A 23,600-nucleotide genomic window follows, 5' to 3' on the forward strand; every position below is an offset into this window, starting at 1 on the left:
CTATTTTTGCTTTGGCAATTTTTCTATTCTTTTAAAACGCTCTTTTTCTAATACGGTCACTGGATTAAATTTATCACTTTCCATATACCTCAACAGGCTGTATTTTAACTGCCTGGCGACTGGCCTATTGGCGATATTGGTATTGATATCCATTGTACAGAGCAATAACTTACCATTGCCAACCTTGGCTTCAACTATGCTGGCCATATTTCTATTTTTAAAAAAATTATCAATATTTCGCAGCACAATGGCCGAAGGCGCTAAACCTATACTATCGAGCTCCAACGTTGTTGATTTTTTGCAAAGGTCCCACCATTGCCAGTCTGTATGATTATCAGTAGGGAAGTTTTCAAAAGCAGGATGTTGAGGGTTGATCAACAAACCCATCGTACCCGGCTGATTAGGAAAGTGAACCGGGCTCCAAAAAACCTGTACAAATTTACCTTCAACACCATTTATTTTTTCTTTAGCTGGATTTAACAACACCTTTTTCCCTTGTGCTAAAGCATCTGCAGCCTCCTGGTAATCGGTAGTAAAAATAACATCTCTAACTACTGTTTCCACTTTTTGAGGGTACACCCAGATATTCCAATTGTTGCTATATCGCGTATTTTCAATGCTTACATGTACCGTTAATTTTTGTGCCCGATCTACTTTAGTTAAAACAGCATTAATCTCTCCTACAACGGAACTATTTCCCAGATTAATATTTGTACCGCTTATTTTACCCGATGCAACCAGCATGTTATGATCGCCTTTAATCTGCCAGATTATGTTTGCATTTTTTAAGGGAGCCGCGCCAAAATTAGCCACCTCGATTTTAGCTTTAAAGGTTTCATCATTGGTGTAAGTTGCCTTTTCAAATCTGATCAGTGGCACAACTGGCGCACAGAATTTCCTAAAATCTTCTGGTTTAATTAAACCTTTACTTTCCCAAAATGCATCAAGGATACCCACCAGTGCAGTTCCTTGTCCCGGAAAATCGTGTAGGTCTAACAATTGAAATCCACTTACTCCTTTGGTTTTAAGCGCCCGTTCAATTTCTTCTTTGTAAAGGAGTACGGCAAGCTTCCCACTGGCATTTGTAAAATCACCAGCTAGCGAAACCATTTTTTTCTTTTCCAGATCATCTTTAATGGCCATAAAGTTTAATGGAGCAAGTACACCGGTATATTTAGAAATTTCATTGATATTGGGATACACAGCATATTGTCCAATCTCATGGGTGATGAGTGGAACGGGCAAACTATCTACCGATTTAGCATAATCTTTGTTAAAAGAAGGTGCTTCAACGTCAAAAATTCCTTGTCCCCGTACCCATCCTTTTTTGGTTCGTTGTGTAATAAAATAATCATCAGCTGTTACCGGCCAATCGCCAAATCCCCGCTCAAAGGTGTAGGAAGTAGTGGTATACATCCTCCGCTGGTCTTGCGCTTTTAATTTAACAACCTCATCACTTAACCATTTCATGTTGCCTTGCATTTCGTTGCCCATACTCCAAAAACAGAACGATGGGTGGTTACCATAATACCTGATGATCCTACTGGCTTCCCTATCGAAAAAATCGTCAGCCAATTTATCGGTTCCTATTTTAAGCGACCATGCGGGTAATTCGATCTGCAGGTAAAAACCCATTTCATCAGCCGCACTAAAAGCTGCTTCAGGTGGGCACCAGCTATGAAAACGGAGATGGTTTAAGCCATATGCCTTTGCACTTTCGAAAACTTTTTTCCACCCTGCTTTTTCCATTGGCGGATACCCGGTTAATGGAAAAATATTGCATTCTAAGGTTCCCCTTAAAAACAAAGGCCGATCATTGATGAGCAGTTGTGAGCCCTTACTGCTCAATGTTCTAAAAGCAAAACTGGTACTTGTGCTATGTATTGTAGTGCCATATTTTACCGTTGCATTTAGCTTATATAATGATGGATTAAATTCATCCCATTTTTTAATGGCCGATTGAATGGCCACATAATTCACCACCGTATTTATACCGGGTTTCAGCAATACCGGAACAGGTGCATTGTTAAATTTAACCTGATTGCTTATGGTTGTTAAATGGAGGGTTGAAGTAATTTTTTTACCAGACTTATTCTCAATCTCGCTGACAACTTTTATCCTTTTTAATTTTTCTTCAGTAAAAACCTGTACATTTTTAATATAAATGCTTGGTCTGGAAATCAGCTGTAGCTGCCCGATTACACCATTCCAAATAATCTGTGTTTCGGCTGAATAAGCATGTCCATCGCCAATATCGAATTTCTTACTGTTATCGATCCTAATGGTAATGGTATGTTTTCCTGGTTTTAAAAAAGCTGATAAATCAAACTCATGTGGTGCACTAAGACTTTCACCCTGTACATTCACGCTTTTTCCATCAACCCATACATCCGTTTGCCAGATTACTCTTTCTAACAGCAGGGATATTTGTTTATTATTCCAGGATACAGGAATATTTACTTCTTTTTGGTACCAGGCTGCCCCAACATATGAAAATTTACGCCACAAATGCAACATTACAGCGCGCTTAAGCTCAGGTTTCAATTGTAGGGGATTTCCTAAACCGGCATCATCAGTAGTACCGGGCAATTGTATTTTTTGTTGAAAAAATGGAGCAGGCTTGCTGTACCATTTTTCCTGTTCCCCAACTTTAAGAGAATCCATTCGGAACAACCAGGTTCCGGCAAGATCTATTTGCGCTTCATCAATTGCAGTTTTGTTTTTGCCTTGTCCAACCACGCCTGAGATGAGGAGAAGTTGAAAAAAACAGGCAAACCATAATTTCTTCATCTAAAAATATATTTAGTAATCGGTTCTTTAGTTATATCAAGGGCAACTAATCTTCTGGTACCACGACCAGTTGATCTATTTCAATACTGGCGCCACCTTCGGCAGTTACGTTTATATTTAACTTTCCATCGTTAGTATCTTCCCTCATCATAAATACTTTTATCCATTTGCCCGTAGCTGGTATTTCACCAATGGCCAATTCCCTGCCTTCTAAAGAAACGATGCCGGATGTTTTTGAAGCATTTGGGTTGGTGAAATGCAGGTAGATGTAACCTTTTATTCCATTTGGCGGAGCAATATTAATATTCATCCGTCTTGACGACCAGCTGCCCTTTTCATTCTCTTTCGAAACCTTAGCACCACTTACTTCATACGTAAAGCCTTTGTTTACCACAACTTCATCCAGCGTATTATTCCAGTCGCTTTTAGCTGTACTTGCTTTTTTTCCGGCGTTTAAATAAAGAATGGCATTTTTAAACTGATCGGGCAATAAACTCTGATTTTCTGCTGTCGGCACTTTTGCCAGTATGACCTTAAGTTTTTCAACTGGAAGTGCCTGGCCTGGATTAAACGCATTGCTCTGCATATAATTCGTTAAACTATACCTGAGTTGCTGTAAATAGGCATTTTCTTTTTTGGTGAAATCGTAACCACAAACCAGCAGTTTACCTGTGCCTACTTTGGTTTCGAATATACTGCCCAGCTTTTTATTGTAATGAAAATCGGAAATGGGCTGTACCAATGGCTTAAAGGTTTCGGGCATTGCCGATAGATCGAAGTATTTTGCGCCACTGCCCGCTTTATACCATTGCCAACTGGCAAAACCATCAGTTGGGAAATTTTTAAAGGCTTCACTTTGGGTATTAATCAGTGAACCTAAAGTTTCATTTCCCTGTCCAGGGAAAAAACTACTCGACCAAAAAAGTGGTGTAAAAGAAACTGGTTTAGCTGTATTCTTGGTGCCCAGTTTGCTGGCCAGAAGTAATACTTTACCACCATTATTTAAAACACTATCAACTTTATTATCCCATTCGGAAGCTACATAAACAGTATTATGACCTATGATTTCAGGCGTTTTTGGAAATACATACAAAGGCCATGAATTGCGGTATTCTGTGCCCGCCAGCTGCAGGCTGAACATATATTTTTTTGCTTGCGCAGGAAAGCTGTTACAGGCGATGGTCAACTGTCCGGCCGCAGTTAATGTGCCCTGTGGAAAACGATCTGTTGAAGCTGTACCACTTTTAATTACATTTCCACCATCATCCGTTAATTGCCAGTTCAGTTTTGCACCAATATCTTGTTTGAAATAATTGGCCACCTCCATTGATAATTTGATGGTATCGCTTTGCGTAAATGTAAAACTGTTAATGCGGATTAATGGTACAACGGCGTTTGAATGTTGCCTGAATACTTTAGGATCGGCTATCCCCTTATCCTCCCAGAAAGCATCTAACCAACCGATTAAAGCCTCACCCTGTCCCTGGTAATCCTGCATGCTCAGCAGCTGAAAACCAGCACTCGATGGTGCAAGCAGTACATTCTCTATTAAATTTTTATATAACAATTGTTGCAAAGCGCCACTGGCTTGATGAAAATCGGCATCCTGACTTGCAATGCCATTTTTTTGCGCCATTTCTTTAAAACCTTCGAGGTTACGTGCTTTTAAAACGCCTTTGTATTTATCAATTTCTTTCCATTCCGGATAAACAGGATACTGCCCCACCTCGTGTGCAATGATGGGAATAGTTGCCTTGCTGTAATTCTTTTCTAAATCGGCATCGGTTTTATTGATGCTGTTACCATAGGTTCCACCTACGCCGGGGATATTGTGGGTAACCATATAATCGTCAACCGGAGTGATTTTTCTGGCCGTAGAAACAGCATATAAGCGACGTGGATCTTCTTGTTTTACTTTTTTAATCCATTCCTGCATTACTGTAAAATCAGAATTTCCGAGTTCATTACCAATACAGAAGAAAAGGAAAGATGGATGATTGCCATAAGTATCTACTATACGCTTCATTTCTTCCTGTACAAATTTATCGGCACTTGGGTTTTTCCCTAAACCCTGTGGAAAACCTTTCGTGTCCATTTCCGGGCGGTCTGGATTGGGTTTAGACATCCACCAATCGATCCACAGGACTTCCGCCTGTATGTAAATACCCATTCTATCGGCAACCCTGAAGGCAGCTTCAGGCGGGCACCAGGAGTGAAAACGCACGGTATTCAGGCCATAGTCTTTGTACTTTTGAAAAATCTTTTCCCAATCTTTATCATTGGTAGAGGGATAACCGGTTAGCGGAAAGTGTACACAATCCAAATTCCCCCTGATGTATGAAACTTTGTCGTTTACTAAAATTTTATGTGCCGTGGTGCTTAATTTTCTAAATCCGATTACATCAGTCCAGGGTGCAGCCGAAATGCCATTTTTAATTTGCAGGGCAACCTGATATAAAGCAGGGTCAAATTCATCCCAGGCATTAACTCCTTTTAATTGATCAAGAACCATATCGTATTTCGCTTGGCCAGGTTTTGCCACTACCTGCTGTTGCTGCGTACGGATTACCTTCCCTGTTTTTTGATCTTTTAGGGTAGCTGTAAGGATGAGTGGCATTTTCTTTTGCAGCGAGTTGTTGATCAAGGCCTCTAACCGCAGGCTTTTTGCCGAAAGATCGGGATAAGTTTTAACCGTATGAATGGCAACATCTTCCTGTTTTTGCAGCTCGATACGGCCTACCACCCCATTCCAGATACTTTGCGTATATTCTGAATAGCCGTGGCCTTTATCGCCAATATTATGAACCATATCATTATTGACACAGATGGTAATGGTATGTACACCTTTGCTTAGCCTACCCAAAGCATGTTGGTGTGCAATATATAATGGTGATAGGGCTGAAACCTCCCTGCCATCAACATATACTTTACTTTCCCATAAAACACGTTCTAAAAAAAGGTTAACCTTTTTATTGTTCCATGCCGCAGGAATGGTTATTTTTTTTTGATACCAGGCTGGTCCGACATATTTATGTGCACGGGTAAGTATTCCATAATCAGAACCTTTGGTAACTGTTCCATATCCAGCCTCATCGGTAGTGCCGGGTAGTTGTATCGACTTTTGGAGTACTTTTTTTGACCAGTTTTGTTTGTAACCTAAGCTATCGGGATCTAACTCAAAAGACCATTTACCGGCTAATGAAATGATATGCTGGGCGCTACTATTTAAGTGGAGAAAGATGAAAATTATAAAAATCAAAAACCCTTTTATATGAAAATATCTTTTCATTTTTTATCTGTTGTTTTTTATGGTTTTAAGCCATCATGAACATTTACCATTCCTTTTTGTGGAAAGTATGCTCATGATGCTTTGGTTTGTAATATATAAGATCAGTTTTTAACTGAATTGGTGTGATTGGTTATTGCCCTTACACCCAGATGTCCGTTATCCAGCATCAATATTTCATTTATACTTTGTTCTGCAAGGTTGTTTTCTTCCAGGCCAGTATATCCTAATGCGGCCATGTACAGGCAATGCACTTTGTTGCGTTTGTTCAGGTCATCATCAAAAATCATCAGATCGGGTAAGGATACGGCAAAATAATCCAGCTTAATGTTGTCATCCATATGGCGTTTTCCATAATCGATTAAGCTGTTAAACTTTTCATTTGCAGCAAGATTATTCTTCAGCTCACGGTAGGCCAATCCCTGGTAAAATATGGCATCGGGTTGTGCATCATTGTAAAATATAGCCGCAGTTGGCTCCATATCGCCTGCACTTGCACTGGTAAAATATGCTTCTGCATTTTTTTGATCACCTAAATGACGGTATGCTACGCCCAGCCAATAATCAATATCGTTTTCTCTGGTACCGTACAGCTTGCCTTCGCCTAAATTCTCAGGATATACAGTCGCATCATTCAGTAATTTTATCGCCCCAGTGTAATCGTCTTGTGTAATGGCCATTTTTGCTAAACCTACTTTTGCAAAAACATACTGCTGACTTACTTTACCTTCTCCACCTTCCCATGGATGAAATTTACGGCTGGTTAATAAGGCTAAGGCTTCATCTAAATCTCCGTTAAGATTTTTTAACGTAAGGTATTCCAGGTACAGGTCATCCCTGTTTAATAGGAGTGCTTTATATTTTTCCAGAAAAGTCAATCTGTAAGAAATGGAATAATTTAATCTTTTATGCAGCTGATCCAATTCCAACAATACCCTGGCGTCTGTGGGGTCGTTAAAAAATGCTTTCTCCATGAAAGACAATGCTTTCTCTTCATTGTTATCCCGATTATAATAAGCGATACTTAAATTACGGTTTACTGAGGCAAAATCGGGATTTATACTTACCGACGCATTCCAGCAGTTTATGGCTTCTTCGTATTGCCTTTTATCGTACCATAAATTGCCGAGATAATAAAATGCCTTATCATCCTGCGGATTTTCTTTGGTCACAAATTTTAAGATTTCAATATCCTCTAAGCGATTGGGGAATACTTTATCCGGCCCCAGTTCAAAGCCTTTCGACAGATACTGATGAGCTTTTTCTCTATTACCCAATCGGGCGTTATAGTTAGCCAGGTAATAAAAGTATAAAGGTTGCTGCTCTTTATTTTCGCATAACAGCAATAAAGCAATTGCTTCTTCATACCTGCCACAGGCCGCATAATCGATGGCGATTTCAATATAGCTATGTGCATTATCTCTTAATCTTTCTTTTAAAATCTCTACCCATTTCTGGCTTTCAGCAGGGTTTTGCTGATGGATTAAAGATAATTCATAGATAGAACCGAAATCAAAATGGTCAATCGACAACGTTTCGGCGGCTAGTTTCGCCGCGTCGTCGAATCTTTGCAATTTGCGTAACAGCAATGTTTTTAAGTGCCTTGCTTTAAAACCATGTGCATTACGGATCAGGGCCCGATCTACCAATTGCAGGGCCTCATTCCAATTATTTCTAATGGTTTCTATTTTGGCTAACTGCAGATAAGCGTTGTCTTGCTGTGCTACATTCCAGGCTGCTTTGTAAAACTTATCATAAGCATCGTTAAGCTTATCCTGATATAACAGGCTCAATCCTAAATGATATAAGGGTTCACCATCGTAAGGATTTGGATTATGCCTGGTTAAGGTGTTAACTGCACTTTGAAAATACTTTTCAGAAACGGCAAATTGCCCTCTTCTAAAATAATATAAGCCTAATGCATTGTTATTTCTGATATCGGTATCATCCCGTTTCAGCGCTTCTTCATAATAGTCCTTGGCCGAATAGGTGGCGTGTCTGTACTGCTCTAAATGAAGTCCGGCCATGTAAAGTTCTTCATTCGTTTTCATCGCCTTAGGCGCCACTAAGGGTTTGGCTGCTTCTGGCGAAACATCTACATCCTTTACCGCTATTGGCGAATAAACCACTAATTTTTCCCCTGCCGAATTACTGACCATCAATTCTATATCTTGTTCAACATAGTTTTCGGGCAGTTTAATGGTGGTTTCGAAAGCTTTAAGTGGTGATAGGTTCTCCTGGCTGCTAAAAAGGATTTGTCCTTTTAACTTCAAGGTAATATTGGCCTGATCCTGAATGGCTGTAGCATAAACTTTAACATTTGCGGTGTCGCCGTTAAATGTTAAGTTAACTAAGGCATCTTTTGTAGCATTTTTAACGTAACCGATTTCTTTGTAAGGCAGAAAATATTGGGTAAAAGTTATTTCCTGATTGGGCATAATCCACGAAAAATCTGGCTGATTATCGGTATAAACGCCTGTCATTATTTCGATATAGGGTCCATCTTCATCCGTTAAATGTTTATCCCACATTTGTCCAAAGTTACCAGATCCCCAGGTCCACTGTTTTTTACCCGGCGAAATATGGTGATTGGCAATGTGTAAAATTCCTGCTTGTTTTTGATGGTGATAGCCGCCAACAAAATCGAAATCAGAACCTACGGCCATAAATGAGGTAGGCACAGGTATATTTTTGTACCATGAAATATCGGTACCTGGTGCGTAATCTTTTTTATAGTAAGTCCCCTTAGCTATCGGAAAAAGTGAGACATCTCTTTTTCCATGATCGTAAACGGCTGTTACATCTGGCGGAAAAACAGATTGATAATGTTCATCAACTGCAACCGCCGGATTTGCCCACCACAAAAAAGTTTGCGGTAATGTCGTTCTGTTATAAAGTTTACCGGTAATTTCGAGGTAAGCACTTTCGGGATACAATTTGAAACCAGCCATCCCTTTGGTATGGAACATTTTTTCAATTTCACTTACCCAAACGGTTTTGCTCCCGTCGGCGTGTGCTTCAATCGTAAAATCTATAGGATCGAAAGTGCTGGGACGGTGATGCTGGGGCCAGTTAAACTCTATTCCTCCCGATATCCAGGGACCAGTTAAACCCACAAGCGCTGGTTTTATAACCTGGTTGTAATAAACAAAATGATAATCATTTGTTTTATCGTAGGCCATCTGAATGCGTCCACCCAGTTCTGGCAAAATCATGATTTTAATAAAATCGTTTTCCAGAAAAACAGCAAGATATTCCTGATCTACCTTTTCATCATATACCTGGTCTATTACAGCGTGCGGATAAACCGTGCCGCTACTTCCCTGATAAATTCTCTTTTCAAGAAACATTGGATTCTTGTCTGGCCCGCTCGTTTTATAGGTAGGGATAATTACTTTTTCTTCCCAGGCTTTTACTTCCATATTGTATATAAAGTGTTAATCGTAAATAGTAATATTATTGCATTGCAGGTTTAATCTGCATGGTTTGTTGAGTGCGGTAATTATTTTATTGTAAACCAGGTTTAATGTACTATCTGTATATCTTCGATTTCTTCGAGGGTTTTTCCTTTGGTTTCTTTAACAAATTTCCAGATCCCAATACAGCCTAAAGTGCAGATCGCTGCATAGATGTAAAAAATACTTTCTTTGAGCCAATCGAATAAAATTGGAAAGGTAAATACAAGCACAAAATATGCACCCCATAAACATAGTATAGCCCAGGTAGTGGCTTTTACACGGACTTTGTTTGGAAATATCTCCGAAATGAGCACCCAGGTAACCGGTGCAAGCGAAACGGCATAAACGCCAATGGCACTCAATAAAAACCAGGAAACCATGGTAGAGCCAGATGCCAACAACTGAGAGATGAGCACATACAAAACGGCCAAACCACCTGCCCCGATCAGCATTAATGGTTTTCTTCCTATTTTATCGACTAAAAACATGGCCGAAATCGTGAATATCACATTTACCGCTCCAATAAACACTGTTTGTAGAAGCTGGTCATCCTGCGAGGTACCTATGCTTTCAAACAATTTAGGTGCGTAATTAAAAACGGTATTAATGCCACAGAACTGCTGAAAAATAGCCAGACCGATACCGATCATCACTGCAGGGAAATACATTTTATTGAATATACTCTCATGCTCCACATTGGATTTGCGTTGCAAGGTTTGCTCTATATTTTTTAAAGCATCGGCAGCAAATTCATGATTTCCGATCTTATTTAAAACTTTAAGTGCTTTTTCGTTTTTACCTTTTTGTACCAGCCACCTCGGACTTTCAGGGAGTATTGAAATGCCTATAAGAAAGATACCTGAAGGGATTGCCCCAAGCCCAAACATCCAGCGCCAGGCATCTTCGCCAGTATTTCTTAACGTATAATTGATCAGATTCGTAATCAATATCCCCAAAACAATCGTTAACTGATTAATGGCAACCAGACGGCCTCTAAATTTTGGAGGCGCCAATTCGGCGATATACATCGGCGATAACATCGACGCCATGCCAACCCCTATGCCGGAAAAAAACCTGGAAACAATAAAAAAATCACGGTTTGGCGCCATAGCCATCGCTAAGGACGAAGCTAAAAACACAAATGCTGCAATCATTAACCCCGGCTTACGTCCATACGCATCAGACACATAACCGGCAATCAAACAGCCTACCATGGCGCCTAAAGCTAAACTGCCGGTTGCAAAACCTTCCCAGTAAGGGGTAAGCTGAAATTGTTTCTCTAAAAAGGGTAAACTGCCTGATATTACGGCGAAATCGAAGCCAAATAAATAGCCCCCGCCTGCCGCAAGTAAGGAGATGAAAGTGATGTAAGCCGTATTAAATTTGCTTTGAGACATTGTGTGCATATATTTGGTTATTGATAAATACAAAACATACACAAACATCAGTATACCGCGGTAACATTTCAATGCACGGATTGAGGATAATAATGGATTTTCTTACTTTCTTGTAAAAAAATAGAATGATAAAAAAAAATGATGGTTTTGAGGGGCAAAAGGCCGTAATAGTGCCAAAAAAAATACTATCCAAAACTTGCGCAAGCAACAGTGTAATCAACAGCATGTGTGTAAGCAGTATAGGTTATTACCCTAAAGCACGTTTTCATTACCGAAAAAGGGCAAATGGCACAAATGAACATATCCTTATTTACTGTACAGAAGGGCGGGGAACGGTTAAAATAGACAAAAAAGTTTATGAGATAGAACCCAATAATTTTTTCATCATCCCTAAAGGCACCGAACATGTTTATGGTACCGTTGGAAATAATCCATGGACTATTTATTGGGCACACTTTACCGGCCAAAATGCCGATTCTATCGTAAATGACATCAGTTTAAGACTAAATAACGGCAAAGAATTTATCCATTATTCTGAAAAAAGAATAGCACTATTCGACACGATATACCATCAGCTTGAGCGTGGTTACAGTGTCGAAAACATGGAGTATTCCAGCCTTTGCTTCTATCACTTTTTAGGAAGCTTTGCCTACCAAAATAAGTTCGATATCGACAAAACTAACCAGGACCTGGGTATTGTAAACAGAGCGATTGATTATATGACGAATAATATTCAGCAAACATTATCATTAACGCAGATGGCCACTGATTTAAATATTTCTGCTTCTCATTTATCTTTTTTGTTCAAGCAAAAAACAGGGTACCCGCCTATGGAATATGTAAATCACCTTAAACTACAAAAAGCCTGTCAGTATTTGATGTTTACTCCTATGCGCATAAAAGAGATCACAACAGAAATTGGCATGAGTGATCCGTTTTATTTTTCCCGCTTTTTTAAACGTCAAATGGGGATGTCGCCTAAAGCATATAGAAATAAGAGAAAAAAATAAAGAGGTATAATTTTTTTGCAGTGATAGACTGTGAGGAATCGTCATTGCGGGAAGGACTTTTCAGCCGACTGTCTGTCCCGAACTTTTGTTATCGTGTGGGCAGATCTTCTGATTTGGTTTTTTTAGGCATTTTTGCTAACCAACATTAATAAAGTTCAGGCTTTGCCGAAGAACTTCTTCAATCCAAAGTGGCAGAAAAATCAAAAAAAACATTTGCGGAATAGAACAAATAGCACTACCAAACCTTAAACGCAGTGGTTTGTGTTCAATAATCATGATTCTCAGCTTTTAAAAGGTATTGAACACAAAACCCGAAGGGCTCAATCAGGCTAAAGAAATAAAAACAATTCCTGATTAAACGAAGTGCCGCTGTTTTTTTGATGAGCCTAGGGCAGTGAGAAGCCACCTTGCCGGATTGACAAAGCGCTTTGGGTACTTTGGCGCTCCAACCCCGATGAAAATCGGGACTTGAGCACAAATAAAAACAGCATGATCTGCGAAAAACTACCATGCCCCGCGGCAGAGAGCGGAAAAAATTAATACTTGTGCGTAAACGATAGTTCTTTTTGGGCTATAATGTTTTTAATAGCAAAAAAGATGCTGAAACAAGTTCAGCATGACGATCGCCTTTAGAATATGTCAAAAAATACACGCTAACAAAGATGTGTGCACACGATGATGACTTTCGGGGAAGCAATCTTTATGGCAAGGAACATGGGCTTGAAAGATTGCTTTCCCGAACATTCGGGATTCCTCCTCGCAATGACGACCTTTTTTGTGATCTGTCACAATAGCTTGCCGAAGGACCTGTTTTAAACATCTTAAAGAGCATTTCGGCAAGCTTAACGTGACAAATTCGAAGTGAATTACAAATAGCTCATTTTATTTCATGGCCAGTTGCTGATCATCGGCGTCGGCCATTTCTTTATAAAAAGCTTTAAACTGATCGATCTTATCTAAAGGAACATAATCTTTCTTTAGTGCAAAAGTCCGTTTTAAAACAAGTTTATTCCCCTGCTGTACACTTTCGAGTTTAAAATCGACAAAATCATTACTCAGTTGAACAGCTTTAAAAGGCTGAACCATTGCTTTTCCGGTCGGAAGTTCTAATGATAGTTCCTGATTAGACTCATCTACACCAAAAAGCTGGGTAAGATCGATACCAAATTTCCGCGGTGCAACCACCTGCAAGGCTGTTGCATAAGACTTGTTTGACCATGGAATAGAGAATATCGACATGCCCGCTACACTTTTACTTACGTTGAGCAATTTATATGAACAGGCTGTTCCAACAGTATCTGAACTCGATTTTGAGGTATTGAGGTTGGTAAAACTAAGGTTATAAATCTCGTTTTCAGGATAAATACTGGTTAGGTCCTCTTTCATTTTCTTGATTTGATCTGCACTGCTCAAATCGTTAAAAACACTTCTGATATAGCTAGACATTGATCCCGTATTCCAATTGGTCTCTTTAACCGTCATGTCGGCATTTTCCAGTTTAACCTCGGTTTTGTAGCCCATCATATTTCTTCCTCTTATACCCGGATTAAACTTGGCCAACGCTGTGCTTGTTTTATTAATTTCGAGGATATTAGAACCCAAAAATGTATTGCTGAAAGTATTAAAAGGCAAGGTACCGGAAGTGAGCTCAACCCAGTAATCTTTCCCTCCGATGGTAGATTTGGCGATACAGTGGTTAAATTCGATACTAGGCAACAATAGCGTATTTTGTCCGCGATCTCTGGTATTAGCCAAAGCCAGCGTTGCTGTAATTCCAGCCTCCTTACACATACTCACAAAAAGCGTAGATACATCTTTACAATCGCCAATTCTGGTGTTAATAACCGTTGATGGATTTTGAGGAATAATACCACTTTGCCTGAACGATACTGAACTGTATGCGATGTTGGTAATGATGTAATTATAAATCATCTTGATTTTGGTTAAATCATCCAAATTACTTTTACCGGCAAACAAGTCGTTTACTACTGTTTTTATTTCATAACTGCTCCGCGCTTTAGCCGATGCAATATTGTCGTACCAATCTGCAATAAATTTCCAGTCGGGTATAGATGATAAATAAAGCATATTGGTTACATCATCCATTGGAGGCATTTTATCCTCATACCTCAAAGCTTCCTGTTTATTCTTTTCCCATACATACAGGTCAAACTCATCTTTCGCTGTTTTAACCGGCGCAATATCCTGTTGTGAAAAAACATATTTAAAGGCTTTATCACGGTGGATTAACAGTGAGTATTTAATGTTAAGGTTATCTAAACCATCGCTAAAATAGAAAGAGTCCCAGAAGTGAGTAGACATTGCCCCAACATGGAAATTTTCGATTTTGTAACGGATATTAATCACATCGCCAATTTCGAGGTTTGTAAACACCAATTCGTTGTTATTGGTTTCGGCAGGAACTTTTGTTCCGTTTGCTTTTATCACCTCCGCTATTTCTACAGCATAATTCTGATCGTTGTTGTATGAAATCGAATATTCTTTAAAGCTTTCCAGTCCTTTTTGGGTTAATATTTTTGCTGTAAAAAAGTGCTTCTCTTCCGATCCGCCATTTTCGTATACAACTTTCTGCACTTCATTATTTAAAACCACAACCTGCCCATCAGGATATTCGGTTTTAGACGGCGCCTTGCTCACCAGGGTTTTAACATCGGGTTTGTCGAAATAATCGAATACGGCTTTTTTATCCTGAAGTGTTCTTAACAACTGGATAACCGTGTAATTATTAGGGTTAATCTGTAAGCTCTTTTCGTACGCTTTAACACTTTTCTCCTTCTGTTTATTTGCATTGTAGAGCGTACCTAACTGAGAATATACAAATGCATTGTTAGGATCAATTTCGAGTACTTTTAAATATAATTTTTCTGCCTCATCGTATTGTTGCAACTGATAATAAATACTTGCAAGGTCAGTGTAGATTGCAAATCCTACCGGATCGTTCGCTAATTCCTTTTTGTAAATATCAATACCGGCGTCGGTTTCCCCTTTATCTAAATGTAACTTTGCTACATATTTAGCTGCTTTGTAATCGTTATTCTCATCAATATATTTCTGCAAAATATCAATCGCTTTAGGGTTCTTCCTGATCTGTACTTCAATCAGGTATTTTAAATTGACAATATCAGCTGAACTTAAATATTGAGGATAAATTTTCTCCACTAAAGCTATAATTTCAGGTTGCTTTTTCTCCTGACCGAGTATATTGAGTTTTTTCAGCAGCACAGCTTCATCCTCTCCGTAAATTTTCTCCAGTTTAGCAAGAACTTCCTTTGCACGCACATAATCATTCTGTTGAAAGTGCTCCGTGTATACAAGTTCCAAAGCTAAAGAACATTCCGGATCGTGTGTTTTAATTTCTTCCCTGAGTGTTTCAATACCGGTTCTGTTATCGGCTTTAACAAACAGTTCTATCATCATCAGGTTGAGATAGGTGCTTTCAGGAAAACGTTTTTTAAGTTTCTCCAGGATCAATCTTGCATCGAACACATTTCCCAAACGCAAATAAAGCTTAGCCATCATTAACTGATTTAGATAGCTTTGTGGTTTTGCTTTTAGGGCATCTTCGAAATATTTAAAGCCAACTGGTTTTAGCTGCGCAGGAACCGGACTTGTTTCTTTTGAATATGTCTGCGGCGTGCTCGTAGTAGAAAGATTGTTTAATGGCGTTCCGTTGGCATCAGTTAACCGCAGCATAAAATTCGATCGGCCAGCATAACTCTCGCCTATCTGCACCAAAACGCGGTTGTAGCCCTGGTTTAATTTAACCGGTACGATGTAGGCATCAAGGTCGTTATTTCTTTCTTCAGACTCACTGATTAAAAGCTGATCGTTTACCCAAACCTTTACCGATCCGGATACGCCAATTCTTAATTGTGCGGTGGTACTTGCGGGTGCATTAACAAAAGTTTGGGCAAACTGTAATGCATTTTCGTAAGTGTTATAATAGGTAAAATCGAACCATTTATCATGTCTTACATAAGGCACCGTTCTCCAGCTAAATTTGCGGTTCTTTTTACCGGTAAAAACATAATTAAGTTCCGGGTGGGCTATAATATCATCATAAGGTTTATCGAAACCACTGGTCGAAATATTTTCATATTCGCCCGTGATTAACCAATTTTCGATTTCACCTATTTTATTGAAATACTTATCGGCTTCGGTATATTGTTTTTTTTCTTCGAAATGCGAACCTAATGATGCGTAAGCCAATGCATTAATGGTACCATCAACATCTTTTCGTGTTGCCAGTTTTTTATAAAACTCCAATTGCTCCGCCGTTTTTATCCTCGAAGCATTATTAGGTAAATCGCTCCAAAGTGCAACTAGGTATGACTGTGGGTTTTTAGAAGTATTGGATAATTTATTTAGGTAGTTAAAACCTTCATTGGCCGGCCGATCCATTTCTGTCATCATAGATAGCGCAACATTCGCTTCATCAGAAAATGTGGGTTTAAGTGCTGCCTTAGTGAAAAAATCGCGTGCTGCTGTCCGGTTGTTTTTAAAAAAATATTCCCAACCTGGGTTCAAATTTGTTTGTGCCTGAATAGACGAAGAAACAAGAATTGAGAGAATTAATAGTTTAAATTTCATTTTGTAATTATATAAAAAAAACAAATCTGAATCAAAGCAATTTAGATTAAAAATAAGTGAGAAATACCCACGCACATACTGCGTTAATGTCTGTGCAATATTTTTTAACTTAGATGATCAGAGTAAAAAATTGCTGTAATGGAAAAAACAGAAAACAGATCGATGCAGATTAAGGGAGCTTTCAAAGCAAATATTCAATTGCTTTGGGAGGTTTGGACTAAACCCGATCACCTTAAAAACTGGTGGGGGCCAAAAGGCTTTAGTGCGACCATCCATAAAATGGATTTGCAGGCGGGCGGTGAATGGAAACTGACTTTACATGGACCTGATGGTAAAGACTATGCTAACCGCAGTATTTTTAAAGAGATTATTCCACTTAAAAAAATTGTGTTCGAACATTTTAACCCACATTTCTTTACAACAGTTCTTTTTGAAGCACAGGTTGAAGATAGCCGGATAAACTGGACAATGTTATTCGATACCGCAGAGATGCGCGAAACGATAGTTAAAGTGCATAAAGCGGAGGAGGGGTTAAAGGAAAATATGGATAGACTTGGGGAATACCTTTTGAAGATACACACGCAATAATTTCGTTATTTCGAAGGGAATTTTATTGGGTAAAACTCAATAAGAGTGGAGTATTTAATTGATTTTTGCCCATGGCTCATCCTTGCCTCGGCTCTCCGCCGCCGATGGGCTCTTTCTTTTTGGTGTCAAAAAGAAACAAAAAACACCGGCTGAAAATTTTTCTTTCGAAGCTAGTGGTACGGCTAGTCCAGTGGAGCCCGAAAAATTTGTTAGGCCGGCCTTGAGTGAAACGAGGATAAGGTGCTATGGCCTAGCTGGACGGAAATACATAAATAAAATGATAATTAACAGCAGATTACACAATAACACAAAGTAGCGCAGCCAAGAATATTTTAAGTATTATTCCAGTCGGATCATTTCTCCAGTTTTCACCGATTCATCACAGGCAAAAGCAATCTTCAGGCTGTTTACAGCGTCGTCAGTGGCATTGGTTAAATCGATATCTTCTGTAATTGCTTTTAAGAAATACCTTTGTTCACGGTTGCATAATTCCTGATGATCGGGTTCATCAGTAAGGTCTACCCACTCATCGGCTTTGCTGAATTCGTCATGTTCGTCTAAATCGGCATGATGTATTTTAATCGATTCGGTTTTGGTATGTGCATCAATGTTATCAGAGTTCCCTGCAGCACCTGCTTTTTTAGCCGTGATGGAAACGGATCCCTTCGGGCCAAAAACATCTTTAATAAAAAAAGCATTATCGCTTACCATTGGGCCCCAGCCAGCTTCGTACCATCCGACAGAACCATCTTCAAAACGGATCTGCAATTGGCCATAATTATAATTCCACTCGGGAATATCGTCAGTCAGTCTTGCTCCAATGGCACTCACCTGTACAGGTTTCGATCGGGTCATCTGGCACATGATATCGATGTAATGTACGGCACAATCTACAATAGGACTTAAACTTTTCATCAGGTTACGGTGTACCGTCCATTTAGGCCCATGGCTCTGTTGGTTCAGATTCATGCGCATGACTAAAGGTTTTCCCATTTCCTGAGCCAGCTCAGTAAATTTTTCCCAGGATGGATGGTAGCGGAGAATATATCCTACGAGCAACTTTTTGTTTGCTTTTTTTGCGGCTTCTGCTACCTTTATTGCACCTGCTACACTATCAGCCAATGGTTTTTCGATAAACACATGACAACCGCTTTCGAAAGATTTGATAGCATAAGCTTCGTGTGTATCGGGATAGGTAGAGATGCAAACGGCATCGGGCTTGGTTATTTCGAGCGCCTCGTAAAAATCAGTATACAAATCATATTGTCCACCTAATTTTTCATTAAGTTTTTCTTTGCTTTTACCCGTCGAAACCAAGCCGCATATTTCAAAACCTGGTAAGGTATGATAAGCTGTGGCATGGGAAGCACCCATATTGCCACAGCCTACCACTAATACTTTTAAATTCTTATTTCCTGTCGACATACAGTTAAAGTTGTACCGTTTTAAGGTTGAAAGTTTCAAAGTTGAAAGTAATGGCTTTCAAAATTAAACGCCTAAAGTCCAACCTTTGCGGTATTCGCGTTTCACAAACTGGTTTACCTCATCAAAATTGGTCACCTTCATTTTTACTTTATCCCAAAGCATTTTGATATCTCTGCCCGGGTAACTGATTTTACCCGCTGCATCTCTGCGCTGTACATCTGTTCCTCTAATGGCCAGATTGGCAATCAATAAAGTTTCAGTAAGTGGCCCGGCGATTTCAAATGGCGAACTCAGTTCCATTTTCCCGTAACCGGCAATGGCAGCTTCGGCAAATTGAGTATAGTGGCCTTCTTCCTGATTAGCGATACGTGGAATAGTGATTTTCGTTTTATCTGATTCATTACGCGACAGTGGCAGTAACTTTGGATTTTTGCCATAGGTTTCGCAGATCATTTTACCTTTGGTACCAATAAAAAGCACCCCGTTATCGCCAAAACTTTCATTAGGACCTAATTCTTCCGGACGCTCGGGCTTGATTCCACCGTCCATCCAATGCACCTGAACCTCATGTTTGGTTTTTGGCGTTTTGGCAAAAGTTAAAATAACATGGCTTGATGGCGGACAACTTTCCGGTAAATAGGCACGTTTAAATTCATCTACGTACACGCTGCCCACGCTGCATTCTACACTGATGGGTGTATCTAAACCCAATACCCTAAAAGGAGGCTCTACTAAGTGGCAGCCCATATCGCCAATGGCACCGGTACCGTAATCCCACCATCCCCTCCAGTTGAAGGGAACCAGTTTATTTACATATTCTTTGTATGGTGCACTACCTAACCACAAATCCCAATCGAGTTCTTTTGGTATTTCGGCCTTACCCGTTGGCCACGAAATACCCTGCGGCCATACAGGCCGGTTAGTCCAGCAGTAAACGGTATGTACTTTACCTATCCTGCCTGCATCGTACCATTCCTGAAGTCTTCTTACCCCATCTCCCGAAGCACCTTGATTACCCATCTGCGTAACCACTTTATAGCGGTTTGCCGCTTCGGTTAACATCCTGGCTTCATAAATATCGTGCGTTAAAGGTTTTTGAACATACACGTGTTTGCCTAACTGCATAGCAGCCATGGCAATTTGCGCATGGGTATGATCGGGCGTGGATACCGTTACGGCATCAATGTTTTTACCTTCTTTATCCAATAACTCACGGTAATCTTTATAATATTTTGCCTTTGGGAAGTTTTTTAAAGAATTTGCCGCCCTTCTATCATCTACATCGCATAAAAAAGCAACATCAGTTTTCCCTCCCCTAACAATACTGGCAATATCGCTCTCTCCTTTGCCACCTGCGCCTATACCAGCCAATTGCAAACGATCGCTTGGTGCCAGAAAACCCGGCCCACCCAATACATGGCGGGGTACGATCATAAATCCAGCGGCGGCAAGTGCTGTTGTTTTAATAAAGTTTCTTCTCGAATTTTCGGTTTTCGAATTTGCCTTATCTTCTATCATTATTAACTTGTTATGATGCTAATTTAACTTATTTCTTTTTACCCGCAGCTTTTACATCTGTTTCTTTCTGATCTGTCGCTTTCTTGCTCAGGTCTTTAATCCTGATGTTACGGAACTGCACAGGAGAACCATGGCCCAGGAAGCCGATATGTCCGCTTTCACGTGATAAACCCGGATGTTCTTTATGGTCTGGCGTTCCGTTTTTCTTAAAGGGTTCGATATCGCCATCTAAAATTACGGTGCCGTTTAAGATCACTTTAATCTTCGATCCTTTTGCAATTACCTCTTCGTAGTTCCACTCGCCTGTAGGTTTTAAAAATCCTCTTTTGGCCGGGATAGTACCATAAACCGAACCATGGTACTGGTACACTTTCAGGTCTTTATAAATTGGCGCATCATTATCCAGTATCTGCAATTCCATACCCACATAAGCTGCATCGCCTTCTAAAGGTGCTCTGATTCCTAAACCGTTATTTGCACCCGGGGTTAACTGAAATTCGAAACGGTAAACGAAATCGCTGAATTCTTCTTTAGTGAATAAATTACCACCTGATCCTTTTCCTGGTTTAGGTCGAATGGCGATATTTCCATCTTCAATTACATAATCGGTGGTATTACCTGTCCAGCTATGCATGTTGGTTCCATCGAATAATACTTTGTATCCTTCTTTTTTCTCTTGTGCACTCAGCTCAAAAGGTTTTGGACGGGGAATTTCTTTGATGTAGATATCGCGGTAAGCTACAGGCGATCCATGTGCCTGTAATTCAATCTGCTCTTCAGCAAAGATTGGCAAATTTCTGTTCCAGTAATTTTCTAAAATTACATTGTCGGTAACCAATTGTCCGTTCAGATAAACGGTAACGCGGTCGCCTTTCATTAAGATTCTGAAGGTATTCCACTCGTCTAACTTATTATCGGCTACTTTAAGTGGCTTACTTTCGTTCGTCTGGTTATTATACAAACCACCAGAACCTACCTGAGCACCCACTTTTGTACGGGCCAGATCCCAAATTTGTACCTGTGGTGTACCGCGCAGGTAAATGCCTGCATCGCCTTCTCCTTTTTTATCGTCGATGATTTTCCAATCTACCAGCATTTCAAAATCGCCATACTTTTTAACAGTAGCCAGGTTATTGCCATGACTCTGAAACTGCAGTTCGCCGTTAATTACTTTCCAGCTTTCTTTTGCTTCGGCATCAGCTTTTGTTTGTGCTTCGGCCAAAGTTTTTTCATCCATTTTAGATCTTTTGATCGGATCGGCCACAAGTCCTTTCCAGCCCGATAAATCTTTGCCATTAAAAACCTGAACAAAGCCTTCGCCGGCTTTCATTTCAGAAATATACTTACGCATACCCTCTTTCTGATAACCTGCATCGCCTCCGGTAATTACAGCAATGGTTTTATTTAACAGGCCTTTTACAATGTCGCCGTTGTAGGTTCCGGCCATGGTAATGTTCATCACCGCATTGGCCGCAGCCTGTTGTAAAGTAGCATTATCTAAATACTGACCTGCAAATACGATGGCATTAAAACATTTGGCCTGTTCGGTATCTTTAAGGATCTGCTGTTGTTGTGCAGGGGTTTTGGCCACTGCCATTGCGTTGCGTAAGAGTAGTAAACGCTGCTCGGCAGGATACTTTGTATTCCTTACCAAAGTTAAGTAACCCACAATCGCCTGGTTCAAAAAGTCTGGATTGGTCGTCGTACGGGCAATGTTAATCAATGCATCCGTTGAGCCTGCATCCGACCATGAAGAAAGCGCTTCGATTGCAGCTTTTTTGGTCGCATCGTCACCTGTGGCATAAGCTTCTGATACCGACTTTAACGACGTCTGCCCGCCCAAACTACCCAGCACCTTATAAAACAGCACTTTTTTATCAGCAGGTGTATTACCCATTTGCTGAAGGATAGCATTGGTTTGCGCCTCTTTATCTGCTGATCCTTTTACCGAAGCAATAATGGCATCTTGTACAGCAGTTAGTTCTGTGGCATCGGTGGTTTTATTTAAAAGATCAAATAATTGTACTTTATTTTCCGCTGCTGCAACATCTTTTAAAGAAAGAAATGCTGCCTTTCTCACTTCAGGTTTTTTACTGTTTAATGCAGCATAAATTACTTCAGTTTGGCTTGTTGCGGCACGGGCAGCTAAAATATTAATCAAAGCAACCTGAACTTCTGGTTTAGCTTTCGGAAGATAAGCGCCAACTTTAGTGGCTACGCTTTCGCCTTTTATTCTTAAAATACCATTAGCAATGCCAGCAATATCTGCAGCATCTCCTTTGCTCATTAACTTCAACAGGTCGTCTATAACCTCTTCCTGGCCTAGTTTTACGGCTGTATTAATTGCAGCCAGTTTTACCTGCTGATCGTCACTTTTAATTAATTTGAGTACGGCCGGCAATGCAGATTTTGCTTTACTATTCGCCAGCATATCTAAAATAGAAACCTGAGTTGGGGCATCCACCTTTTTTAACTGGTTTACCCAGGCTGCACTATTGGTATCATTTACACCATCAGCGGCAAATTTAACCGCCGCTGCACGATATTCGAATTGTTTGTCAGCCATGGCAGCTAACAAAACCTGTTGATCGATTTGTGCTGCAGAAAGTAATTTTAAGACCGCAATGCGTTCATTTACCTGATCATCAGCTGTTGCTTTTTCTAATATTGTTTTAGCTATCGTTTCTGCTCCGCTTTTATCTGTTGCCAGGGTCTTTTGTGCATACACCAATAATGCTGCAACCGCATTGGTTTGGTCGTATTTATAACCTGCTTGTTCAGCAGCTTTTACCAAAATTTCTTTAGCAGATGCATCGCCAATATTGGCCAAAGCATACAAACTTACTTTGGTTAATGCTTTATCTGTTCCGGTAGCCAATGGCGCAATAGCGGTTGATGCTGTTTTAGCATTAGTATGCCCCAATGCTTCTACAATAGCAATTTTGGCCTGACCGTTGGCTTTACTCAAGCCACTAATTAATGCATTTGTAGCAGAAGCCGTACCAATTTTGGCTAGTGCTCTCGATGATTCATCTGCCAATTGCTCGTCAGTTAAGTAATCTGTTAAACAAGATACCGCAGCATCATTTCCTACTAAATCGAACTGACTGATGATAAATGCTTTATTCTGTTTATCGGATAGTTTAGCCAGCGATTTGCAATAGGCACTAACAGCCATAGTCCTTAAGTTCTGTTGGCCATTTTTTGTAGCGTAGGCCGTAAAACCGCCTACGGCGTACTCAATAAGCGCGTTATTTCCTTTTGCTGAAGCGGTTAAACCACTAATTAAGGTTACGTATCCTTCCTCACCTAAATCGGCCACTTCTTTCATGTTACGTTCCAGTTGGGCAGCATCTCTGGCTGGTAATTGAGCCAGTAAATCGGCAATACGTGTGGTGGTCGTTCTTTCGTCTTTTTTATCCTGAGCCAGGGCCGTTACCGTAAATAATGCATTGGAAAGCATTACAATGGTTAACAGCACCAATAATATTTTTTTATTCATGATCGTCGTATTTTG

Annotated in this window: 10 protein-coding genes; 2 read left to right on the plus strand and 8 right to left on the minus strand. The window is 40.0% G+C overall.

The genetic code is table 11. From position 1 onward, the window contains the following. From AC07YT_RS09040 to AC07YT_RS09055, 4 genes are all read right to left on the minus strand, one after another. On the minus strand, positions 1 to 2,790 hold the full coding sequence (locus AC07YT_RS09040; protein ID WP_086548839.1) for a DUF8487 domain-containing protein: 2,790 nt from the start codon (positions 2,788 to 2,790) through the stop codon (positions 1 to 3). A 46-nt stretch (positions 2,791 to 2,836) separates the two neighbouring features. Beyond that, the gene (locus AC07YT_RS09045; RefSeq protein WP_086548838.1) at positions 2,837 to 6,079 is read right to left on the minus strand and encodes a DUF8487 domain-containing protein; all 3,243 of its coding nucleotides are present in this window, start codon (positions 6,077 to 6,079) and stop codon (positions 2,837 to 2,839) included. Positions 6,080 to 6,180: 101 nt separating this feature from the next. Further along, positions 6,181 to 9,498: a DUF5107 domain-containing protein gene (locus AC07YT_RS09050; protein WP_086548837.1), complete on the minus strand. Its 3,318-nt coding sequence runs from the start codon at positions 9,496 to 9,498 to the stop codon at positions 6,181 to 6,183. A gap of 101 nt (positions 9,499 to 9,599) precedes the next feature. Further along, positions 9,600 to 10,931 carry a sugar porter family MFS transporter gene (locus AC07YT_RS09055; protein WP_086548836.1) on the minus strand — a complete coding sequence of 444 codons (1,332 nt, stop codon included), beginning with the start codon at positions 10,929 to 10,931 and terminating at the stop codon, positions 9,600 to 9,602. 125 nt (positions 10,932 to 11,056) lie between these two features. On the opposite strand from AC07YT_RS09055, the gene AC07YT_RS09060 reads away from it, so the two are divergent. Further along, positions 11,057 to 11,941 carry an AraC family transcriptional regulator gene (locus AC07YT_RS09060; protein WP_086548835.1) on the plus strand — a complete coding sequence of 295 codons (885 nt, stop codon included), beginning with the start codon at positions 11,057 to 11,059 and terminating at the stop codon, positions 11,939 to 11,941. 882 nt (positions 11,942 to 12,823) lie between these two features. On the opposite strand, the gene AC07YT_RS09065 is transcribed toward AC07YT_RS09060, so the two are convergent. Beyond that, positions 12,824 to 16,552 (minus strand): tetratricopeptide repeat protein, encoded by a 3,729-nt coding sequence (locus tag AC07YT_RS09065; RefSeq protein ID WP_086548834.1) that lies wholly within the window; start codon positions 16,550 to 16,552, stop codon positions 12,824 to 12,826. A 138-nt stretch (positions 16,553 to 16,690) separates the two neighbouring features. Between AC07YT_RS09065 and AC07YT_RS09070 the strand changes: the two genes are divergently transcribed. After that, positions 16,691 to 17,140, plus strand: a complete 450-nt coding sequence (locus AC07YT_RS09070) for an SRPBCC domain-containing protein (RefSeq protein ID WP_086548833.1) — start codon at positions 16,691 to 16,693, stop codon at positions 17,138 to 17,140. Positions 17,141 to 17,479: 339 nt separating this feature from the next. Here AC07YT_RS09070 and AC07YT_RS09075 read toward each other — a convergent pair whose 3' ends face one another. The 3 genes from AC07YT_RS09075 to AC07YT_RS09085 form a co-directional block, all read right to left on the minus strand. Further along, a complete protein-coding gene (locus AC07YT_RS09075) occupies positions 17,480 to 18,565 on the minus strand; it encodes a Gfo/Idh/MocA family protein (protein ID WP_086548831.1) in 1,086 nt (361 codons plus the stop codon). 63 nt (positions 18,566 to 18,628) lie between these two features. Then, a complete protein-coding gene (locus AC07YT_RS09080; protein WP_086548830.1) occupies positions 18,629 to 20,083 on the minus strand; it encodes a Gfo/Idh/MocA family protein in 1,455 nt (484 codons plus the stop codon). A 28-nt stretch (positions 20,084 to 20,111) separates the two neighbouring features. Beyond that, complete coding sequence (locus AC07YT_RS09085; protein ID WP_086548829.1) at positions 20,112 to 23,585, minus strand: DUF1080 domain-containing protein; 3,474 nt, start codon at positions 23,583 to 23,585, stop codon at positions 20,112 to 20,114. Positions 23,586 to 23,600 lie beyond the last annotated feature (15 nt).

The sequence above is a fragment of the Pedobacter sp. GW460-11-11-14-TSB4 genome (assembly GCF_059423705.1).